13 protein-coding genes are annotated in these 18,617 nt (G+C 71.4%); 3 read left to right on the forward strand and 10 right to left on the reverse strand.

Annotation, left to right across the window (positions count from 1 at the left end; all coding sequences use genetic code 11):
• Positions 1-66 precede the first annotated feature (66 nt).
• From VD659_RS04485 to VD659_RS04495, 3 genes are all read right to left on the reverse strand, one after another.
• Entirely contained in the window at positions 67-981 is a 915-nt protein-coding gene (locus VD659_RS04485; RefSeq protein ID WP_423259916.1) for a cation diffusion facilitator family transporter, read from the reverse strand.
• 9 nt (positions 982-990) lie between these two features.
• Complete coding sequence (locus tag VD659_RS04490; RefSeq protein WP_423259917.1) at positions 991-2,298, reverse strand: aspartate aminotransferase family protein; 1,308 nt, start codon at positions 2,296-2,298, stop codon at positions 991-993.
• 93 nt (positions 2,299-2,391) lie between these two features.
• On the reverse strand, positions 2,392-9,594 hold the full coding sequence (locus VD659_RS04495; RefSeq protein ID WP_423259918.1) for a glycoside hydrolase domain-containing protein: 7,203 nt from the start codon (positions 9,592-9,594) through the stop codon (positions 2,392-2,394).
• A 320-nt stretch (positions 9,595-9,914) separates the two neighbouring features.
• Between VD659_RS04495 and VD659_RS04500 the strand changes: the two genes are divergently transcribed.
• Complete coding sequence (locus VD659_RS04500) at positions 9,915-10,721, forward strand: SDR family oxidoreductase (RefSeq protein WP_423259919.1); 807 nt, start codon at positions 9,915-9,917, stop codon at positions 10,719-10,721.
• 44 nt (positions 10,722-10,765) lie between these two features.
• Positions 10,766-11,173, forward strand: coding sequence for a RidA family protein (locus VD659_RS04505; protein WP_423259920.1), 408 nt, complete (start codon positions 10,766-10,768; stop codon positions 11,171-11,173).
• A 198-nt stretch (positions 11,174-11,371) separates the two neighbouring features.
• On the opposite strand, the gene VD659_RS04510 is transcribed toward VD659_RS04505, so the two are convergent.
• Positions 11,372-12,262, reverse strand: coding sequence for an aldo/keto reductase (locus tag VD659_RS04510; protein WP_423259921.1), 891 nt, complete (start codon positions 12,260-12,262; stop codon positions 11,372-11,374).
• 202 nt (positions 12,263-12,464) lie between these two features.
• Here VD659_RS04510 and VD659_RS04515 point away from each other — a divergent pair, with 202 nt between their 5' ends.
• Positions 12,465-12,824, forward strand: a complete 360-nt coding sequence (locus tag VD659_RS04515; RefSeq protein WP_423259922.1) for a helix-turn-helix domain-containing protein — start codon at positions 12,465-12,467, stop codon at positions 12,822-12,824.
• 88 nt (positions 12,825-12,912) lie between these two features.
• On the opposite strand, the gene VD659_RS04520 is transcribed toward VD659_RS04515, so the two are convergent.
• The 6 genes from VD659_RS04520 to VD659_RS04545 form a co-directional block, all read right to left on the reverse strand.
• The gene (locus tag VD659_RS04520) at positions 12,913-13,464 is read right to left on the reverse strand and encodes a hypothetical protein (RefSeq protein ID WP_423259923.1); all 552 of its coding nucleotides are present in this window, start codon (positions 13,462-13,464) and stop codon (positions 12,913-12,915) included.
• A gap of 52 nt (positions 13,465-13,516) precedes the next feature.
• Positions 13,517-14,983: an amidohydrolase family protein gene (locus VD659_RS04525; protein ID WP_423259924.1), complete on the reverse strand. Its 1,467-nt coding sequence runs from the start codon at positions 14,981-14,983 to the stop codon at positions 13,517-13,519.
• Positions 14,984-15,030: 47 nt separating this feature from the next.
• Positions 15,031-15,405 carry a hypothetical protein gene (locus VD659_RS04530; RefSeq protein ID WP_423259925.1) on the reverse strand — a complete coding sequence of 125 codons (375 nt, stop codon included), beginning with the start codon at positions 15,403-15,405 and terminating at the stop codon, positions 15,031-15,033.
• Positions 15,402-16,298 (reverse strand): hypothetical protein, encoded by an 897-nt coding sequence (locus tag VD659_RS04535; RefSeq protein ID WP_423259926.1) that lies wholly within the window; start codon positions 16,296-16,298, stop codon positions 15,402-15,404. The genes VD659_RS04530 and VD659_RS04535 overlap by 4 nt, the downstream gene beginning before the upstream one ends.
• A gap of 107 nt (positions 16,299-16,405) precedes the next feature.
• Positions 16,406-17,191, reverse strand: a complete 786-nt coding sequence (locus VD659_RS04540; RefSeq protein WP_423259927.1) for a citryl-CoA lyase — start codon at positions 17,189-17,191, stop codon at positions 16,406-16,408.
• On the reverse strand, positions 17,184-18,449 hold the full coding sequence (locus VD659_RS04545; RefSeq protein ID WP_423259928.1) for a CaiB/BaiF CoA transferase family protein: 1,266 nt from the start codon (positions 18,447-18,449) through the stop codon (positions 17,184-17,186). The genes VD659_RS04540 and VD659_RS04545 overlap by 8 nt, the downstream gene beginning before the upstream one ends.
• Positions 18,450-18,617: the final 168 nt, after the last annotated feature.

Here is an 18,617-nt window from a genome sequence, read left to right on the forward strand (position 1 = left end):
CCGTGGGCGCCGTGCTTCGCGCGGCGTCCACGGCCCGTCTGTCGCTCTAGAGACGCTGAAGCCCGGTCACCCGGGGAAGTCGAGGGAGGGCTCGTCGGCGACGGAGAGCGTGAGCACGGCCTTGCCGATCAGCGGGTCGCGCTCGAGCCCGGCTTCGAGCCGGCGCAGCTCCGCGGCGACGCCGTGCTCGGGCTGGTCGCCCACGAGGTCGACGGCCGCCACGAGGAAGAGCGTGCCGGGCCCGCTGAACTCGAGATAGAGCGAGGTCACCCGCTGGATCTCCGGAAGCGCGAGCAGCGCCCGCCCGGCCTGTAGCCGCCCCTGCTCGGTCGGCCCGGCGCCCAGCAGGTAACGCCGGTTGCGGCTGATCAGCAGCAGCGCCACCCCGCCGAGCAGCACGCCGATGGCGATCGAGCCCAGCGCATCCCACATCGGGTCGCCCGTGGCCTGGTGCAGCCCGATGCCGGTGCCCGCGAGGACGAGGCCGACGAGCGCCGCCGAGTCCTCGAAGAACACCGAGCGCAGCGTGCTGTCCGAGCCGTTCACCACGTAGTCGAAGAAGCCGCGGCGGATGCGCCCCGACACCCGCCGCCCCTGCATCACCGACTGGAGCAGCGAGAACCCCTCGAGCAGAAAAGCCGCCGCGAGCACGATGTAGTTGAGGGTGAAGTCCTCGACGGCCTCCGGCGCGGCCAGGCTCTGGATGCCGTGGTAGACCGACACCACGGCACCCACCGTGAAGATGCCGAAGGCCGCGAACAGCGAGAAGATGTATGCGTCGCGCCCGTAGCCCAGCGGATGTGCGGCGTCGCGCTCCTTGCCGGCCCGCCGGTCGGCGATCAGCAGGAAGATCTCGTTGCCCGCGTCGGCCCACGAGTGCGCCGCCTCGGCGAGCATCGACGCCGAGCCGGTGAGCCCGGCCACCACCGATTTCGCGACCGCGACGAGGATGTTGGCGAGGAACGCGATGACGACGGTCATGCTGCGACGCTACGCCCCGCGGCCGGCGAGCACGTCGGTGAGCGCGCGGTCGATGAGCTCCACGCCGAGCGCGATCTCCTCGGGGCTGCTCGTGAGGGGCGGGGCGAGGCGGAAGGTGCCGCCGATGCCGGGCAGCTGCACGATGTTCATGTGCAGCCCGAGCTCGAAGGCCCGGCGGGTGACGGCCGCACCGAGCGCATCCGCCTGGGTGCCGTCATCCGGAGCCAGCTCGAGCCCCTGCAGCAGGCCCCGCCCGCGCACGTCGCCCACCACGGGATGCCGGCGCTGGATCTCGAGCAGCCCCTCGCGCAACTGCGCCCCCAGGAGGGCCGCCCGGGCGGTGAGCCCGTCGCGCTCGATCACGTCGAGCACGGTGTTGCCCACGGCCGCCACGAGCGGGTCGGACACGTGCGTGGTGAAGAACAGGAAGCCGCGGTCGGCGGCGGCCTGCTCGATCTCCGCCGAGGTGATCACGGCGGCAAGCGGCAGCCCGGCGCCGAGGGTCTTCGAGAGGGTGAGGATGTCGGGCACCACGCCGTCGCGCTCGAAGGCGTAGAGCGTGCCGGTGCGGCCGAGGCCGGTCTGCGCCTCGTCGAGGATGAGCAGCATCCCGCGCTCCACGCACTTCCGCTTGAGCGCCGCGAGGTAGCCGAGGGGCAGCTCGATGATGCCGCCGGAGCTGAGGATCGGCTCGACGATGCACGCCGCCGGCGCGCCGGTCGACTGCGCGTCGACGAGTTCGAAGGCCAGGTCGAGCTGGCGCCGCCAGTCGAGCCGGCCCTCCGCGTCGACGATGTCGGGCCGGTAGGCGTAGGGTGTCGGGATGGCGATGTTGCCGGGCGCCACCGGCCCGTAGCCGCGCCGGCCCGAGCTGTAGGTGGCACCCACCGCGCCCTGCGTCATGCCGTGCCAGGAGCGCGCGAACGAGACCACCTCGTAGCCGCCGGTGACGAGTTTGGCGAGCCGGATGGCGGCCTCGTTGGCCTCGGCGCCGGTGGTGAGCAGCAGCGTCTTCTCGAGCGGCGTGGGCAGCGACTCGGCGAGCCGGCGCGAGAGGTCCACGACCGGTCTCGACAGCATGCCGCTGTAGAGATGGTCGAGGTGCGCGATCTCCCGCTGCACGGTGGCCACGATGTCCGGGTGCGCGTGGCCGAGGATCGAGCTCATCTGGCCCGAGGTGAAGTCCAGGATGCGCCGCCCCGACTCGGTGTAGACGAAGCCGCCCTCGGCCCGCTCGATGATCTCGGGCACGAAGGCCGTTCCGTAGCGCAGCACGTGCGCGTCGACATCGGCCCAGAACTCGCGCTCGTTCGTCATGCCACGACCCTAACCGCAGCGCCAGGTCGCGCGAAGTGCTGGGCTCCCGATCGGGGAGGGCACTTCGCGCGMCCCGGCGCTGCGGTGTCGGGGTCAGGATGCGCGGCGACGGCGGCGAACCAGGAGCGTTCCGGCACCCAGGAGGAGCAGGAGCAGGGCGCCCGTGACCACGGAGGCGATGTCCGATCCGGTGCTGGCGAGCGAGCCGTCGCCCGAGCCCTGGGCGGCGCCGGCACTTCCGGAGCCGGCCGCGCCGCCGCTGTCGCTTCCGCCTGCGTCTCCCGTGCCGCCGGAGCCCTCACCCGCACCCGGCGTGCCGGGGTCGGCCGGCGTTCCGGGGTCGCCGGGGGTCGTCGGGGTTCCCGGATCGGTCGGTGTGCCCGGGTCGCCCGGGTTCACCGGGCTGCCCGGGTCGACGCCGGCCGGCAGGTGATCGTCGGCCGTGGTGTGGAAGAGCACCACGTACTGGCGGGTGAACATCCCGTTGGCCGAGGTCACCGTGATGGTGCTCACCTGGCCCGCCACGGCGGCTCCCGGCTCGGTCACCGTCGCACTGCCGCCGGTGACGGCGACCGTGGCACCGGCCTCCGCCGCGGTGGCGGTGACGGCGGGGAGCGCGTAGCCCGCGGGCCAGTCGACCGAGTAGCTGCCGGTGGCGGCCGAGAAGCCGTCGACCGGCATCCCGCCCACCTGGATGCTGCCTGCATCCGGGATGCTCGCGAGCGTCTCGTCGGCGTAGTTGGTGACCGTGACACTGCCGTCGGCGTTCAGGGTGTACTTCGCCGTCATGGCCTCGGCGAGGTTGAGGCGCTGCCAGCTCACGTCGCCCCGGGCGGTGAGGTCGAGCGGGAAGCCCGAGTCCTGCGCGGTCTGCGCGAGGATCTGCCGGCGCTGCTCGGTGCTGAGCTCGGGGAACGAGCTCTGCAGCAGCGCCGCCGCCTCGACCGGCACCTGGATGGGCTGGCCCGAGACACCCGGCTGGGAGAAGCCGTAGCTGAGACGGCTGGTGTATTGCGCCACGGCGGCCGTGACGTCCAGGCCGTCATAGCTGTCGCCCTGGCACTCGGCGAGGGTGTCGCCGTAGCCCTGCGTCTTGCAGTCTGCGAGCAGCACGCTCTCGAGCTCCTCGTGCGCCGCCTCGAGCAGCGGAACGAAGCTCGGGTCCGCCCAGCGGTGCGCGATCGCCGCCTGGGCGATCATGCGGCTTCCCATGACGTCGAGCGGGTAGTGGAAGCCGAGCACGATGCGGTTGTCGCCGTACTCCGAGGCGCGCGCCAGGATGCCCGACGACACCTCCGGGAGGAGCGTCGCCAGCAGGGTGCCCGAGGTGTAACCGCCCCAGCTGTGCCCGCTCGGGAAGGAGCCGTTGCCGGCCAGGCCGCCGTAGGAACCCTCCACCGACTCCCGGATCTTCCCGCCGTCGCCGACGAAGCCGAGGCGCACGTACGGCCGTTGGTAGGCGAAGGCGTCCTTCGCGCTGCCGGTGTCGTCGAGGCCCTGGGTCACGCGCCCGAAGAGCGCGTTCGTCTCGGGGAGACGGCCGGACTGCAGCGCGGCCAGGTAGATCTGCCCGAGGTGCGACCCGAAGCCGTCGGCCATGGTGACCGTGGGGCTGTTGTCGGCGTCGGTCACGGCGCGGGCCACCTGCGCCGCCGAGGCGGAGCTGTTGATCTGCATCGCGATGGTGTCGTTCTCGGCCGTCGCGTCCTGCGTGTGCGGCACGGTCTGGTTCGGCGCGAGCACCCCGGCCCCGAGCTCCTTCTGGCCGCGGAGCATGAAGGTGAACACGCCCTGCCCGGTGGGGGTGGCCGGCCAGGAGTCCGAGCTGTAGCTCGCCGCGAGCGCCGCCGGGAAGTCGGCGGGCGCCACGGCCACGTCGGCCGAGGCCGAGCCGGTTCCGGATGCACCGCTCGCGTCGGCCGAGGCCGTTGCGGTCGTCGCCGGGTCGGCCGCCACCGCATCCGGTCGCGCCGAGCCGCCGAGTGCGTTCATCGCGACCACGGTGGCCACGTGGGCGTCACCGCTGGTTCCGGTGAACACCGTCGTGAGCGCGGAGGCGGGCACCGTCTGGGCCGCCCCGCCGTCGAGCGACACCTGGTAGGCGTAAACCGGCGTGCCGCCGTTCGAGACGGGCGCCTGCCAGGCCACCACCGTCTCGGCGCCGGTCGTGGTGACCGAGCTCACGAGCGGCGGCACCGGCGTGGAGGTGCCGACGGTGAAGGGCTCGGTGTCGGGCGTGGCCGCCGACTCGCCCACCGCGTTGACCGCGGTGACGTGTGCCCGGCGCACCGCCCCGTCGGGCAGCCAGGTGAACACCGCGCTGTGCTGCGTGGGGTCGTCGATGCGGAGGCTGTGGCCGTCGTCGAGCGACACCACGTAGCCGGTGACGGGCGATCCGCCGTCATCGGTCGGAGTGGCCCACTCCACGGTCACGCTCGTGCCGTCGACCGCCGCCGAGACGGAGGCCGGGGCGGGCGGCACCACCTGCGGCTTGACGGCGAGAGCGCCGGAGGCCGAGGCGAGCGCCGCGGAGACCGCAGCGAGCGCGTCATCGGAGGCCGAGGCATCCGCCACCGCCGCCGTGCCTGCCGAGAGAGCCGCCTGGAAGGCCGCCCACGACTCGTCCGTGTAGCGGGCGTTCACCACGAGGGCGGCGGCGTCGAGCTGGTTCTCGAGCACGAGCCGCACGCGGGGCACCAACTGGCCCGCCGCGAGGCGGAGGCTGCGCGCCTGGGCCGTCACCGCATCCTGCTTCGCGGTGGCGGAGCCGAGCAGCGCGTCGGCCGCCGCGAGCTCACGGGTGTACACCGCGAAGTCGATGCTGCCGTAGCGGGCAGCGTCGGCGGCCAGCGGCGAGACCTCGGTGACCGCGGCCTGCAGGTCGCTGAAGTCGACCGGCTCGGGGGTGCCCGCCGGGGCGGTGAGGAAGGTCAGCGTGTCGATGTTGGCCACGTAGGGGTGGCTGCCGTCGGGCGTGGTGACGAGGCGCATCCAGACGTGGTGCGAACCCGTGGTGGCGGGCAGGCCGACCGTGGTGGTTCCGGCGTTCGACCAGGCCGAGCCCGTCACCGGCAGCGGGACCGTGGCGTACGGGGTGCCCGGGTTCGCCGCGGTGAAGCCGTCGAGGTAGAGCTGGATCGCCGAGTTCGTGCCGCAGCGGCTCGAGTTGTTCACGTAGTGCACCGACAGCTGGGTGCGCGGGGTCGAGCCGAAGTCGATGGTGCCGTAGTCGAGCCAGGAGCCGTTGGTGGTGCCGCCGAGGTCGGTGACGGTGGTTCCGTCGTCCCAGCTGCTCATCTCCGACTTGAGGCCGTTGCCGCTGTTCGCGACCCAGGTGGCGGCGTGGATGCGCACATCCGTCACCGGGGAGCGGGTGAGCTCGAGAGAGGTGATGTTGGCGACGTAGGGGTTCGCGTCGGTCTGCGTGGTGGAGACGAAGGAGGCGTAGACGTCTTGCACGCCCGTGAAGAGGGAAGGATCGAGCGCGGCCGTCGCGGTGCCCTTGGTGCCCCAGCCGGAGCCCGTGTAGGCGAGCGGGATGTCGACCTTCTTCGCCGCATCCCTCGACCCGAGCCGCAGCTCGATGTGCGAGTCGCTCGCTGCGCGCGACTGGGGCTTGTCGTAGACCACCGAGACCGTGTCGGCGCCCGCGCCGAGGTCGCGGCCCGCCCACTCGGCCCAGGAGCCGTTGGCCACGTTCTCGAACAGGCCGTTCGCGAGGTTCAGCGGCTTGGAGCCGTTGCCCGTGGTGGTCACGTTCGGTGCGGTGAGCAGCGCCACTGAGGTGGGGCCGGTGGGCGTGGTGGGCGCCGCCGTGGAGGCGAACTGCAGCCAGTCGAAGTTCGACACCCACTGCTGCCCGCCCGGGGCGTGGAAGACGAAGCTCACCTGCTTGGCGTCCATCAGCGCCTGCGGGTCGGTGATGGTGGTCGAGACGGTCGTGTAGTACTGCCAGCCGTCGGTGCCCGGAAGGTCGAGCGTGCCGACGATCGGCCCGTCGGTGCCGCCCGCGTGCACGTCGACCGAGCTGGGGGCGCCGGTGCTCGACGCGGAGCTGGCGTAGCGCACGTCGAGGCGCACGGGGGTGACGCCGGCGAAGTCGAGACCGTTGTAGCGGATCCAGGATCCGTCGGTCACGCCGCCGAGGTCGCCGTTGGAGTAGTACGCCTCGGCCTTCAGCTGGCCGCCGCTCCACTCGTCGGGCGTCTCCGCCTGCAGCACGCGGTAGGCGCCCTCGTTCAGGGTGAGGGTGTCGGCGGCCGACTGCAGCGCGTCCTTCGCGCTGCGGAGCTTGGCGCTGGTGGACGAGGAGTCGGCCACCGCGGTCTGAGCCCTCTGGAGCGCCGCGGTGAAGGCCTGGTAGCTGGCGTAGGAGTAGCTACCGGTGCGCACGAGCACCGCTTCGTCGACGAGCGACTGCAGGGCGGTGCGATCGACGGAGGCGACGGAGAGTGCGAGCGGGCTGACGTCCGACACGCCCTGCCCGGTCACCTGCCCCGCCGTGACGCCGTTCGCGAAGGCGGCGTCGGTGAAGGTCACGAAGAACTTCGCATTCGCCGTGGTGGAGCCGGCGAGGCGCACCGAGGCGGTCTGCGCATCCGTCAGCACCACGTCGGCGTGCACGCCATCCGGGAGCCCGGCGACGGTGGCGGAGCCGGCGGAGACGAGGCTCGAGCCTGCGGTGCCGGCGAAGGAGGCGCCCGCGGGGAGCTTCAGTGCCACCGAGGCCGAGACGGTGCCGTCGGAGGCGGCCTCGACCGAGGTGCGGTCGGCCGCGACCGCATAGGTGGTCGCGACGCCTCCGCCACTGCCGCCGTCTCCTGCGGTGCTCAGCGAATAGGCCGGGGTGGTCTTCGTGCCCCAGTCGGAGGCGGTCGAGCCCATCGAGAACTGCAGGGTGCCACCGGCGAGCACGTCGGAGTAGTCGAGCCAGGTGTTGCCGAAATCGGTGCCGTTCAGCGTCGCCGACTGCACGTAGAAGCTGTCGGGCGTCACGTTCTTCGCGGCCACCGTGAAGGATTTGCCGCCGGCGTAGTGGATGGTGCTCGAGTCGAAGAACGGCGAGCCGATCTGGTACTGCGAAGAGCCCGCGGTCACCGGGAAGAGGCCGAGCGCGGCGGCCACGAACATCGTCGACATCGTGCCGGCGTCGTTGTCCATGGTGGGCAGGAAGCCCTGCGGGTCGAGCTTGTAGACCTTCGTCTTGATCGGCGGGGTGAACTCGCCGCCCCCGCTCGGCGCCTCGCCGGTGGAGCCCGTGGCGATGTAGCGGTTCCAGGTCTCGCCCGTGTAGATCGCACGCACCCACTTCTGCGTGAGGCTCGGCTCTCCCACGTAGTTGAAGAGGTAGGGCGCCTGCAGGTCGATCTCGTTGGCGTTCGAGTGCAGCATGGCGTGGCCGTTGCCGGGGTCGTCCTCACCGAACATGTGCTCGAGGGCGAGGCGGGTCGCATCCGTGCCGCCCATCGCGGACGAGAGGCCGGCCATGTCGTAGGCGTCGTACCAGTTGTACTGCCAGAGCGTGCCCTGGTAGAGGCCGGACGACTCGAACTGCTCGTAGTTCACCGAGCCGAAGTTCCCGGACGCGTCGCGCGGGGTGAGCAGGCCCACCGGGGTGCCGTCGCCGGCCGTCCAGGCGCCCGTCTTGACCAGGTTCGCGATGGGCAGGCCGGCCTGCTGGCGCAGACTCGCCGCCTCATCGGACTTGCCGAGCGCATCCGCCACGATCGAGAGCGCCCACTGGTCGTAGCCGCGCTGCACCGAGTTGCCCGGGTCGTTCGTGATGTAGCCCTGGCGGAGTTGCTCACCGGTGTAGTAGCCGGTGTAGTCCTTGAGCGCCGGGTAGGCCTCATCGAGCCGGTCGAAGCCGGTGTAGCCCTTCGAGATCGCGTCGGCCACGATCACGGCAGAGCGCTCCCAGCGCACCGAGGGCACCGACTGGGTGAGGGAGCCGAGGCTCTTGCCGGTGGAGGCGGTGTCGGCGAACAACGTGATGAGCGACTGGATCATGTCGCGGTACATGGTGGGGTCCACGTAGGCGAACACCGAGTACTTGCGGAAGTCGTCCCACGACGACCAGCCGTCGTAGTAGGTGTAGCCGTCGGCCTGGTGCATGGCGCCGTCGACGCCCTTGTAGGTGCCGTCGGTGCTCGTGGCGTTCATCGGCATGGCGAACATGCGGTACAGGTGCGTGTAGAACAGCTTCTTGAGCGAGCCGTCGGGGTCGTTGGCAACGGATGCCGACACGTCGACGGTGCCGAGGCGATCGTTCCACACCTGCTTCGTCTGGGCCTTCACGTCGTCGAAGCTCAGGCCGCCGACCTCGCGCCCCTGGTCGATGCGCGCCTGCTCGGAGCTGATCGGTGAGATCGTGACGCGCAGGCCGACCTCGGAGGCCGCGGCCGGATCGAAGGAGAGGATGGCGCCGGTGTCGGCGCCCGTCTGGCTCATCGTGTCGCTGAGCGCGCCGCCGTCGGTCCAGGTCTTGACGGTCGTGGTCGGCTGCGTGGTCTCGGCGTAGTAGAAGAGCTCGTAGGCGGCGCCGTTGAAGCTGCCGGCGATGCGGCCGGAGAGCCCGGCGCGGCCGTCGGCCAGCTTCTCGACCGTCACCGACGATCCGGTGCGGCTCGTGAAGTTGTTCGCGAGGTCGAGCACGAGCGAGGGCGTCTCGGCTCCGGTCTGCGGAAAGGAGTAGCTCTGCACCGAGGTGCGCGTGGTGGCGGTGACCTGCGCCTCGATGGTGCCGCCCGTGGCGGTGACGGCGTTGTCGGTGCCGGCGATGTCGCCGAGGCCCACCTGGTAGTACCCGGGGGTCGCCGTCTCGTCGCTGTGGGAGTAGTCGTGGGCGTAGCTGCCGGCGCCGGGACGCGCGGTGTACTTCACCTCGGTGGGCACCACGAGGATGTCGCCGCCGCCGCCCGAACCGCCCACGCCGTCGAGGTTCGTCTGCGTGAAGCCGGCAATCTGGTTCTCGGTGTAGTCGTAGCCCGAGTGGGTGCGATTCGGCGTGGTGAGCGGGTTCACCTTGGCGATGCCGTTCGGCGCCTGGGCGCCCGGCAGGTCGTTGCCGGTGTCGCCCGCGGTCGACACGAAGGGGTCGACGAAGGAGGTGTAGTCGGGGCCGCTCGCGTCGGCGACAGCGCCCTGGCCGGATGCGGCGGGTGCGGCGGATGCGGTTGCCGAGAGGGTCGCAGGCGCCGCGAAGGCGGGCTGCGCGAGCCCGGCCACGGCGACGGATGCGGTGAGCGCCATCGCGAGAGAGGTCGCGACCGCGCGGGAAAGAAGGGGGTTGGACACCGAGCGTCTCCAGGTTCTGCTGCTGAGGGAAGGGCGACGGCGCGGCATCCGCACAGGGAGGACTGCCCGCGTCCGTGCGACCTCGACGAGTTCACACCGCCTGGGAGAACGCCTAGTTACTTCATATTGACTAACTATTTACCAACAGGTGTCGGACACGCCCGGGGTGAGTGAACGAACAGTGGACCCCACGTTCTGGGGACATGCCCCGTCGGCGTGGGCGGTGTGCGCGGTGTGCGGCACCTCACATCGCGGCCGGCTACGCCGTCGTAGGGGTGAGCGGAATGGAGATGCCAGGCCCGTGAGGAGAGGATGTCGTTGTGAAGATCGCTGTTGCTGGAGGCACCGGGGCCGTCGGGCGCCACGTGGTGGACGCCGCCCGCGAACGCGGGCACGAGGTGGTGGTGCTCTCGCGGGCGGTGGGCGTCGACCTCGCAGGCGCGGCCGGATCCGGTGCGGTCGATCCGCGGCTGGCAGGGATGCTCGGTGGCGCGGCCGCCGTGATCGATGTCACCTCGGTGCAGACGCAGTCCGCCGCGGCCTCCGAGCGCTTCTTCGGCACCGTCACCCGCACGCTGCTCGCCGCCGAGGAGGCCGCCGGCGTCGGCCATCACCTCGCGCTCTCGATCGTGGGCAGCGATCGGGCGCCCTTCGGCTACTACGCCGGCAAGGCACTGCAGGAGCGGCTCGTGGGCGAGGGGCGCATCCCGTTCACCATCCTGCGGGCCACGCAGTTCCACGAGTTCGCCCAGCAGCTGCTCGGGCAGTTCTCGCTCGGACCGGTCAGCGTGGTGCCGACGATGGTGTCGCAGCCCGTCGCCGCGCGGGAGGTGGGCGAGAAGCTCGTGCTGCTGGCCGAGGGCGGCGCGGCCGGGCGGGCGCCCGATCTCGCGGGCCCCGAGGTGCTGCGGATGGCCGATATGGTGCGCTCCTACGCGGCCGCGGCCGCGACCCCGACCACGGCCGGGCGGCGCCGGCGGGTGCTCGAGGTTCCGCTCCCCGGGGGCTTCGGCAAGGCCCTGCGGGACGGCACCCTCCTCGCCGGTCCGGCGGCCGAGCTCGGCCGGCAGCGCTTCGCCGAATGGGTGGACGAGCAGCGCCGCCCGGCGGGATACTCGGGGAACTGAGACGCGCGGGCCCGAGACGCCCCGCAGCGCGGAAGGGACGCACCATGACCAGCCAGCCGGGCTCCACGCATCCGGTGCCCGTCGACCCGCCGACGCTCTACCGCAGCCCCGCCTTCGCGCAGGGCATGCTCGCCCCCGCCGGCCCGACGCTCTACGTGGGCGGCCAGAACGGCACGGATGCCGAGGGCGCGCTGCTCGACGGCCTCCAGGCCCAGACGGAACAGGCTCTGCGCAACGTGCTCGCGGTGCTGGCCGAGGCCGGCACCGACCGCGAGCACGTGGCGAAGCTCACCATCTACCTCGCCGCCGGCATCGACCCGACGGAGGCCTACGCCGCCACCGCCGCGGTCTGGGGCGCCCAGCGCACCGCCGTCACCGTGCTCGCCGTCTCCCCCGCCCGGCCCGGCGCGCTCGTGGAGATCGAGGCGGTGGCCAGCCTCCCGAACCCCTGACGCGAGCCCTCTCACCCTTCGCGCGCATCCACCCGCCCCCTCCCGCCCGTCCCCCCTTCGCGCTCATCCGCCCGCCCCGTCCCGCCGAGGTCGCGCGAAATGCTCTGCGGGAGCCCGCCGGCAGCACTTCGCGCAACCTCGCTGGAGCCTCGGCGCTCAGACCTCGGCGCTCAGACCTCGGCGCTCAGACCTCGGGGCTCAGACCTCGGGGATCTCCCACATGCGCGAGGGCGGGCGCACCTCGTCGGGCTCGGGTCCGCGCCGGATGCCGAGGTCGAGCGAGTCGATCGCCGCCAGCTCGGCCGCGGTCAGCTCGAAGTCGAACACGGCGAAGTTCTCGGCGATGCGCGCGGGCCGCACCGACTTGGGGATGGCGCTGCGGCCCTGCTGCAGGTGCCAGCGGATCATCACCTGCGCCGCGGTCTTGCCGTGCGCCTCGCCGATGGCGGCGATCACGGGGTCGTTCAGCGGGTTCTTCGCGGTGCCGTCGCCGAAGCCGGGGTAGAAGTTGATGCCGCCGATCGGCGACCAGGCCTGGGTCACGATGCCGCGCTCGGCATCCGCCGCCTGCGTCTGCTTCTGCACGAAGTAGGGGTGCAGCTCGATCTGGTTGACGGCGGGCACCACCTCGCGCACCTCGAGCAGGCGCTCGAGATGGGCGGGCTTGAAGTTGCTGACGCCGATCGCGCGAACCCGCCCGTCGGCGAGCAGGGTCTCGAGCGCGCGATAGGCCTCGAGGGTCGACTCCCACAGCCACGGGGCCGGCTGGTGCAGGATCAGCAGGTCGAGCGCCTCGACGCCGAGCTTGCGAGTCGAGAGGTCGAAGGCGTGCAGGGTCTCGTCGTAGCCGTACTGGGTGATCCACACCTTGGTCTCGACGAAGATCTCGTCGCGGTCGAGCCCCGAGGCGCGGATGCCGTCGCCGACCTCGCGCTCGTTCAGGTAGGCGGCCGCGGTGTCGATGTGGCGGTACCCCACGTGCAGGGCTTCCGTGACGGCGGCGGCGGTCTCCTCCGGCGAGCTCTGGAACACGCCGAGGCCGAGGGCGGGCATCCGCACGCCGTTGTTGAGGGTGAGCATCTCGTTCATGCCTCGACGCTACGTCCGCGGCGCCCACGCTGGGAGGACCCAGCATTACCCGCCTCCCCGCTCCTCCCTCCCCGTCAGGCTCGGCCCACGCTGATCGAGGTGGTCGTCGACGGGGCGGATCACGGATGCTGCGGCCGGCCGTTCGCAGCGGGCGAGCCGATGGAGTGGTCGCTCTTCGCCGCTCACCCCGTAGTCTCGGGGCGTGGACATCGACTGGCTGAAGCACTTCCTCGCGATCTCCGACGAGGGCGACTACTCGCGCGCCGCGAACGCCGCGCACGTCTCGCGGGCGACCATCCAGGCCTCCCTCGCGGCCCTCGAGGCCGAGCGCGGCGAGCAGCTCGTGCACGAGACCGAGCCGGCCGAGGTCGAAGCCGGTGCCCCGTCGCTCACCCTCACCCCGGCGGGCATCGCGTTCCGGCCCGAAGCCCGAGCCCGGGTGGCCGCCGCCCCGCCTCCCGCACCGAAGGCCGGCGGCAAGGCCAAGGCCTCGAAGGGCCGAGGCCGCGCCCCCGTCGTGAAGGGCGAACCGAAGCCCTTCAAGAAGCGCCAGGGCCGCTGAGGGCTGCCGCCCCGGGCAGCCCGGTCGCAGTCGTCCGCGCCTACAGCGCGAGCACCAGCCGGATGCCGCGCTCGACCTCGTCGAGCTGCTACGGCGCCGTGCAGCGCGACGCGCTCTCGATGCGCAGCGAGAGCGGCTCGTCGGCCGAGGTGATCGTGACGGTCACCGGAACGAGGTTGAGGCCGATGAGCTCCGACTGCACGCCGCCCTGCCCGCCAAACGACGAGGTCGAGACCTTCCAGCCCCGCGACTCGTAGTCCGAGCGGATGCCGGCCAGCGCATCCGCCCCGCTGACCCCCGGCCGCAGCGGGACGGTGCGGGTGATCGTGTACTGCTGGCCCGCGCCGCCGGCCGGGCAGGGCACGACCGCGGTCGAATCGGCCGGCACCGCCCCGGGATCGGCGAGGGCGGCGGTGACGGCGTCGACCTCCACCATGACCTCGGCGGTCACGCCGTCGAGCGTGGTGGGCGCATCCGACCTCGCCGTCGCCACCCCGATCCACACCGCGGCCACCACGGCCAGCACGATGCCGAGCGTCACAAAGGTAGCCGGCCTCAGCAGCCCGCCCCACGGCTCGCCCTTCGGGGGCAGCTTCGGGGGTTTGCGCGGCTGGAAGAACCGCCAGCTCGTCGTGGACATCCTCCGTGTCTACCATGCCCGCATGGGCGCGGCGCGAGCCGGGGCGGCGCGCTCAGCCCTCCGGCGTGGCCGCGTGCGTGGCCGCCGTGCGGTAGTCGGTGTACATGTAGGGGTTGTCGAGCACCTTCGTCTCGGGGATGTCGGGATTCATGCCGGCGTCCCAGGTGTCGGCACCGAGCGTCGACTGCAGGTAGTCGACCGTGTTCTCCACGGCCGCCCGCGTGCGTGCGAGGTCGTGGCCGACGAGCGAACCGTCGTACTTGGCGATGCGCCCGTCGACCACGACGGTGTGCACGTCCGCCCGGCCCACCTGCAGCGCCACGTGGCCGTACGGGTTCGTGATGGGGAACATCGACGGCGAGTCGTCGTTCTTCAGCAGCACGAGGTCGGCCTTCTTGCCCACCTCGATGCTCCCGGTCACCGCATCCAGCCCCAGCGCCTTCGCGCCGCCCCGGGTGGCCCAGTCCACGACGTGCTCGGCCCTCAGGTGCGAGTGGGTGACGGTGTCGCCCTTCTCGTGGGCCTGCAGGTGCTCGAACGAGCGATCGGCCCCGAGGGTCGAGCGCATCGCCGTGAACAGGTCGCTCGAGAACCACACGCTCGTGTCGACCGAGAGCGACATCGGGATGCCGTGCTCGCGCAGCACCCACGACGGCGGGTAGCCCTGCCCGCAGCTCTGCTCGCTCTCGGTCGCGAGCGACACCGAGCCGCCGGTGGCCGCGATGCGCTGGTAGGAGTCGTTGCTGAGCGTCGCCGCGTGCACGTAGACGGTCTCCGGCGTCATGAAGCCGTTCTCGTACATCAGGCGGATGCCGTCGTCGTTCGTGGCGCCCCAGACGCCCGCGTGGGTGGTGACGGCCAGTCCCAGCTCGCGCGCCGCCTCGAACGCCCCGCGCTCGGGGAACGCCGGGTCACCGGTGACGTCGAAGGCGAGCTGGAAGCGCAGCAGCTCGGAGCCCGTGTCGTTGGCGCGCACGAAGCTCTGGAAATCGGGGTTCGACGCCCACTCCCACGGCGCCCCGAAGATGTTGCCGGGCGCGAACACGAAGCGCCCCGCCGAGTCCCGCAGCGACTGCAGGGCCGCCTCGGCGTGCTCGATCGTGCGCAGGCCGTGCGACCAGTCCACCGTGGTGGTGACCCCGGCGTCGATGGCGTCGAGCGCCGAGAGGGCGTTGCCGGCGTAGATGTCCTCGGGGCGGAAGTGCTGGCCGTACTCCAGGTAGTACCAGACGAAGTACTGCGTGAGCGTCCAGTCGGCTCCGTAGCCGCGCATCGCCGTCTGCCACATGTGGCGGTGGGTGTCGATCATGCCGGGCATCAGGATGCCGCCGGCGGCGTCGATCTCGAAGGTCCCGTCGGGCACGGCGAGCGCTTCGCCGATCGCCACGATCTCACTGCCGACCACGAGCACGTCGCCGTGCCGGAGGATGTCGTGCCAGTCGTTCAGGGTGAGCACGAGGGCGTCGCGGAAGACGACCGGTCGGCCGTCGGTGGGGAGGGCGGGTGCGGGGGTGGACATGGGCGGCTCCTTTGCCGGAGTGATCAGTGAGGGAGGGGGTGGAGGGGTCAGAGGGCGACGGTCGGGTAGTCCTTGCCGAGCCAGTGCGAGAGCTTCGCGGCGTACTCGCGCTGGAAGGACAGTGGACCCTGCGACGCGGCGTAGTCCTCGTCGTAGACGGCGATGAACAGGGTGAGGCAGAGAAAGAAGTGGGCCCCCTGCTCGAACAGCGCCACGTAGTCGTGCTCCACGAGCGCCCGGCGCTCCTCGGGCTCGAACGAGAGCCACGTGGTGCGCTCCACCGGGTCGCCGTTGCCGAGCTGACGGCCGAGGCTCGCCTCCCACTGCTCCACGAGAGCGCCCGGGTCGTCCTTGTAGGCCGCGAGCAGTTCCGGGTCGCGGTCGACCTGGAACAGGAACTTGTTCACGAAGTACTTGCTCATCGCCGCGCGCCTCCCTCTCCGAGGCCGGCACCGCGGGGGTCGCCGTTCGGGTACCAGGTGAAGTAGGCCTCCATCGTGTGGAACAGGTCGAGGTTGTCGACGTAGTCGGCCTTCTCGGGTCCGGCGATGCCCATCATCAGGATGAGGTCCATGAACCCGTGGGTGGCGTTGCCGGCGCCGGTCATCGACTCGTGGGTGACGTTGGCGAGGATGCCCTCGATGTCGCCGTTCGAGAGCCATTCGATGGCCTGCCGGTCGAACTCCGGGTCTGGCCCGGTCTCGCCGAACTGGCGCGGTCCGCCCAGCTCCAGCGACAGGTGGCCGCTGCCGACGGCGGCGATCTTCTTGTCGGAGGGGTACTCGTCGATGATGGAGCGGATGGCGCGCCCCAGGTCCCAGAATCGCTTCGGGCTCGGAAGCGGCGGCGCGAAGATGTTGGTGTAGATCGGCACGATCGGCAGGTCGGCATCCGGCCGGGTGGTGATGATGGGGCAGATGATCGAGTGGTCGATCTTCAGCTCGTGGCTCACCGAGAAGTCGAAGCCGCGGTCGAGCAGGCCCTGCAGCATGAAGCCCGAGAGCTCCTCGTGGCCGTCGAGCACGTACTTCGGGAGGGAGAACTCCCGCTCCTCGTTGTAGAAGGTCGCGTCGTACTTGGGCTGCTTGCCGATCAGGAAGGTCGGGTAGTTGTCGTGGAAGAACTGATGGAAGTGGTCGGCCCCCACCATCACCAGGATGTCGGGCTCGGCCGCGGTGAGCGTCTCGCGGTAGGCCTCGACCTTGCGCTTCCACTCCGCGGCCTGCGGCATCCGCTCCTCGGGCGGGGTCAGTTCGGTCGCCTTGAGGAAGAACGGGTGGTGCGTGGTCGCGAGAACGGCACTCAGTTCTGCCATCGTCTCTCCTTCGAGTCGGGTCGGGATGCTGGTCGGGTCTGGATGCGGGTGGGATCTGGATGCGGGTGGGATCTGGATGCGGGTGGGGCCTGGATGCGGTGGGCGGCTCAGCCGGCCGGCGGCGTATAGACCGCGTTGCGGTCGACCTCGGCGTACACCGCCGGGCCGATGGGGTTCTGGCGCTCCTCGGCGAGGTGCCCGATGAGCCCGGCCGTGCGGGCCAGCAGAGCGAAGCCGCGCAGCAAGTCGATCGGCAGCCCGGCGTCGGCGAGCGCGGCACCGGCCACGCCGGCTCCGTTCAGCGGGAGCGTGCGGCCGAGGACCTCGGGATGCACGCGGCCGACGGCCTCGAACAGCTCGAGGTGCGGGCCCTTCACACCGGACTCCTCGGCGATGCGGATGATCACGGGGGTGCGCGGGTCGCCGTTCTTGTGCACCGGATGCCCGAGGCCGGGGATCTTGCCGCCGGCCGCCCGGGTGGCGGTGAGCGCGTCGCGAGCCGCCGCGTCCCACTGCGCCGCGGTCCAGGCATCCGTGTCGCCGAGGGTGAGCACGATGTCGTGCAGGTACTTTCCGGTGTCCTCGGTGACGCCGAGGAAGCGCGAGCCGCCGCCGAGCAGGCCCGCGGCGATGGCACCCTGCAGCGAGTCGGGTGCGCTGTAGTAGGTGAGGCGGGCGGCGATGGCCGTGGGGGTGAAGCCGTGGTCGGCGAGCGACACGAGCACCGCCTCGAACACGCGCAGCTGGCCGGGCGTGGGGCGGCGCTGGGTGGCGAGCCAGTAGGCCAGCTCGCCGAAGGAGATCTGGCCGAGCAGTTCGCCCGCCAGGTCGTGGCCGAGCAGCGAGATGGTGTCTACCGTGCTCGTGCCGATGGCAGTGGGGTACTCAGGCATGCGCGGCTCCTTCGGCGGTGGCGGTGGTGGTCCGGGCGGTGGAGGCATCCGCGGGCAGGGCGGTGGAGGCATCCGCGGGCAGGGCGGCGGAGGCGGAGACCGGCTCCTCGAGCCAGGCGCGGATCAGGGAGTCGTGCTCGCCGAGCGCGGGCGGCGGCGAGTCGTAGCGCGGCGGGGTGCGCGAGAACCGGATGGGGTTGCGGATCATCGGCACCGCATCCGGCCCCTCCCCCACCGAGACGACGGGATCGAGCCCGAGGCGCTCGGCCAGGGCGACTCCCCCGTCGATGGTGTTGATGGGTCCGCAGGCGATGCCGGCGGCGGTGAGCACCTCGAACCACTCGGCCGCCGTGCGCTCGGCCAGCGCCTCGACGAGCAAGGGCCTCAGCAGCTCGCGGTTGCGGTTGCGCTGCTCGGTGCGGGCGAAGCGGTCGTCGCTCGCGAGCTCGGGGCGGCCGAGCGCCTCGGCGAGCTTCACGAACTGCCCGTCGTTGGCGGCCACCACCACGATCTCGCCGTCGCTGGCCGGCAGGGGCTCGTAGGGGAACAGACTCGGATGCGCGTTGCCCATGCGGAACGGCACGCTGCCCCCGGCGACGAAGGTCGAGCTGTGGTTCGCCATGGCCGCGAGCGCGGTCGAGAGCAGATTCACCTCGACGTGCTGCCCCTCGCCGGTGCGTGAGCGGTGGTGCAGGGCGGCGAGGATGCCGAGCGAGGCCTGCATCCCCGTCATGATGTCGAACACCGAGACACCGCTGCGGTAGGCGGGACCGTCGGGCGAGCCGGTGAGGCTCATCAGGCCCGAGGCGGCCTGCACGATGAGGTCGTAGCCCGGCAGGGCGGCGCCGCCCTCGGTGCCGAATCCGCTGATCGAGGCGTAGATCACGCCGGGGTTCACCGCGGCGACGGCGTCGTAGTCGAGACGGAACTTGCGCAGGCCCCCGGGCTTGAAGTTCTCGATCACCACGTCGGCGCGGCGCGCCAGCTCGAGGGCGAGGGCTTGGTCGCCGGGGTCGCGGAAGTCGAGCACCACGTCGTACTTGTTGCGGTTGATGCCGAGGTAGTAGGTGGAGACGCCATCGCGCTCGGGCGGCGCCCAGGAGCGCGTCTCGTCGCCGGCCGGGCTCTCGACCTTCACGACGGTGGCACCGAGGTCGGCGAGCCCCTGGGTGGCGAACGGACCCGCGAGCACCCGCGAGAAATCGGCCACGAGCAGACCGTCGAGAGCTCCGCTCGTCGGGGCGGTGGTCGAGGTCACGGTGACTCCTCATCGAATTCGGTCAACTGTCCGCTGTGCGGATGCTTGTATCCAATACCCATCGGATGCCCGTGGTCAAGATGCCCGTCGAAGACTGTGAATGCACTCGTGGATAGGCTAGGAATGAGACAACAGCGAAGTGGACAAGTGACCGCGTGGGCGAAGACG

The sequence above is a fragment of the Herbiconiux sp. 11R-BC genome (assembly GCF_049472555.1).
In the GTDB taxonomy this organism is placed as follows: domain Bacteria; phylum Actinomycetota; class Actinomycetes; order Actinomycetales; family Microbacteriaceae; genus Herbiconiux.

Bases quoted from the DNA above. Each gene is read 5' to 3' on its own strand.
- VD659_RS04520 (WP_423259923.1), bottom strand. From the start codon at position 13,464: ATGTCCACGACGAGCTGGCGGTTCTTCCAGCCGCGCAAACCCCCGAAG.
- VD659_RS04505 (WP_423259920.1), top strand. From the start codon at position 10,766: ATGACCAGCCAGCCGGGCTCCACGCATCCGGTGCCCGTCGACCCGCCG.
- VD659_RS04490 (WP_423259917.1), bottom strand. From the start codon at position 2,298: ATGACGAACGAGCGCGAGTTCTGGGCCGATGTCGACGCGCACGTGCTG.
- VD659_RS04530 (WP_423259925.1), bottom strand. From the start codon at position 15,405: ATGAGCAAGTACTTCGTGAACAAGTTCCTGTTCCAGGTCGACCGCGAC.
- VD659_RS04510 (WP_423259921.1), bottom strand. From the start codon at position 12,262: ATGAACGAGATGCTCACCCTCAACAACGGCGTGCGGATGCCCGCCCTC.
- VD659_RS04485 (WP_423259916.1), bottom strand. From the start codon at position 981: ATGACCGTCGTCATCGCGTTCCTCGCCAACATCCTCGTCGCGGTCGCG.
- VD659_RS04540 (WP_423259927.1), bottom strand. From the start codon at position 17,191: ATGCCTGAGTACCCCACTGCCATCGGCACGAGCACGGTAGACACCATC.
- VD659_RS04525 (WP_423259924.1), bottom strand. From the start codon at position 14,983: ATGTCCACCCCCGCACCCGCCCTCCCCACCGACGGCCGACCGGTCGTC.
- VD659_RS04535 (WP_423259926.1), bottom strand. From the start codon at position 16,298: ATGGCAGAACTGAGTGCCGTTCTCGCGACCACGCACCACCCGTTCTTC.